Annotated in this window: 1 protein-coding gene and 1 pseudogene; both read right to left on the minus strand. The window is 41.2% G+C overall.

Annotated elements, in window-relative coordinates; all coding sequences use genetic code 11:
* Positions 1 to 153: 153 nt before the first annotated feature.
* Complete coding sequence (locus tag ACFINZ_RS09425; protein WP_375638875.1) at positions 154 to 561, minus strand: hypothetical protein; 408 nt, start codon at positions 559 to 561, stop codon at positions 154 to 156.
* Positions 558 to 1992: pseudogene (locus ACFINZ_RS09430) on the minus strand (filamentous hemagglutinin); the annotation flags it as partial. The pseudogene ACFINZ_RS09430 and the gene ACFINZ_RS09425, both read right to left, overlap by 4 nt.

The raw sequence follows: 1992 nt of genomic DNA on the forward strand, positions 1-1992 counted from the left end.
ACAATAAAAAAGCTCATAAGCCTGTTGATATTTCCTGTCACCGCTTCATTAAAACAACGGTGAACAATATTGAAATGGTTAGTTGAGGAAACAATCCCGTCATTTCAAGCAAAGCAAGGATGAGGGATTGTTGACCATCACAAACAGCAAAACTTAAGGTTGGCATTCATCCGCATTTTTATATTTTTTACAAAACGGGCTGTTTAAGCGCTTTTCGACACTTCTCTTCGGGATGACAGCACCAGCCTGACAAATGGGGAGGTCTCTACCGTTAAAAGGAGAACACCAGCTAGCTCTCCCTTTATAATGGAATCCTGCTTGGATCATGCAAGCATCAATCGTTGCATTCTCATTGTTGCTTAACTTTTGAACTTCATCCTCAAGATAATTAAGGTGTGGCAAACCACACTCTAGCAATGCTTTTCCTACCTCCGTAGAATCTGCTCCTAGCTTCTCCCACACAGCCGTCTCTCCTCGAGGAGGTTTATCAATGTTTTCAATATCACATCCAGCAACCGTTAACAGAATGAGCAGGCTTAATAAATTAAACAACATTTTCATTTTTTGTTCCCTGTTCTCGTTGAATAAAGTTTGTTAAAACTAAATGAACCATAATTAATTTGACACTCACGACTCGCATCAGCATAACAATTATGGGGGCTCGGGTTAAGGCCCAAGACCGCTCTCCCCATCTCTCTGAGAGGATTAGTTGCTATAGTAAATAAACTGTTTGCTGCAAATATCATCATATAAAAAGGATTTTTTATACCTTTCTCCAAAAGTGAAAAATCTAGATTTAAAGGTGCCTTATAAGCCGTAGGCCAATTGTAACCAATCACTGTACTAATGGGGTCTAACATATGACCTTGTATGTAGATATAATTTTTTTCGCCATCGCTTAGATAATCTACTGTATTGGCCATCGATTGCATGTGAGCAGCCGCTCCAACAAGATAGAAGTCTGTTTTCTTGGCTACACTGTGGATACCATGTTCTTGCAAGTCATTTGCTCCATTGCGTATTGTTAAGGTACCCCGGCTATGCCCACTAACAATAGCATTGTCATTGCCATAACGATAGATAAAATCTTGGAACTTCTTGGTCGAATTACTCAATCCCCAAGTGCTACCCTCCCAAAACTTTTGATAATATGCTACCCCTAATTCTACCAGCACATCATCAGCTTGGGGAAAGTATGTAAAATAAAGGGGACCATTTTTATTAACAGCCAATTGGACAGCATTACCGGCTGCTTCATCTGGTGAATTAAAAATGCCATTGTAGAACATATAAACAGCACCATTAGGGCCTTTTTGTAAATGCTTTTCTTCCTCTGGCTTTAAAAAGTGATACAGAGTGATATATTTTCCATCACTGCCTTTTATAGGTTTTCCATTTTCATCGGTTAAATAGAGGACATTGCCATTTTCATCATGCGCAACCTCACCCACTGGATGGTCAACATAAAATGCCATTTTACGAACCCCATCCCATATATCAAACCATTCATCTACCCATTTATTTCTCATACCTAAACGATTACGCAATATATCCTCAAGCGGTGCGACATCTAGCTGTCCTACTGCCTGGTGGGCTGTAGCGGTGTTGCGGTTGAGTGCACCAATGATTTGTCCAGCATCTTGCCCCATCGCCCTCTGTCCAGTTATATCAGTAAGGATGATAGTCCCATCACTGATAGCAGATTTGGTTTCTCCTTCTGCTGCATCCTTGGCTTTGCCGTGATTTAAAACATTCTTGGCAATGTTTTTTATCGTGTCGTTCCCAGAAATGCTAAACCCATGGCTGCTGGCTTTAGCATGGGCACTGTTGCTGATATCACTGGTGCTAATGCTTCCAGTGGTCAGGCTGTTTTTATCTGCCGGCGCGGTGCTGGCAATGATGCCTCCGGTCAGCATTGTTTTGTCTTTAACTATGATATTAAAGCCGCCATCACCCGCTTTGATGCCTGATTGTTCCACAACACTATGATAA

The organism is Bartonella sp. AA81SXKL (assembly GCF_042196945.1).
Lineage (GTDB): Bacteria > Pseudomonadota > Alphaproteobacteria > Rhizobiales > Rhizobiaceae > Bartonella.

Bases quoted from the DNA above. Each gene is read 5' to 3' on its own strand.
- ACFINZ_RS09425 (WP_375638875.1), bottom strand. From the start codon at position 561: ATGAAAATGTTGTTTAATTTATTAAGCCTGCTCATTCTGTTAACGGTT.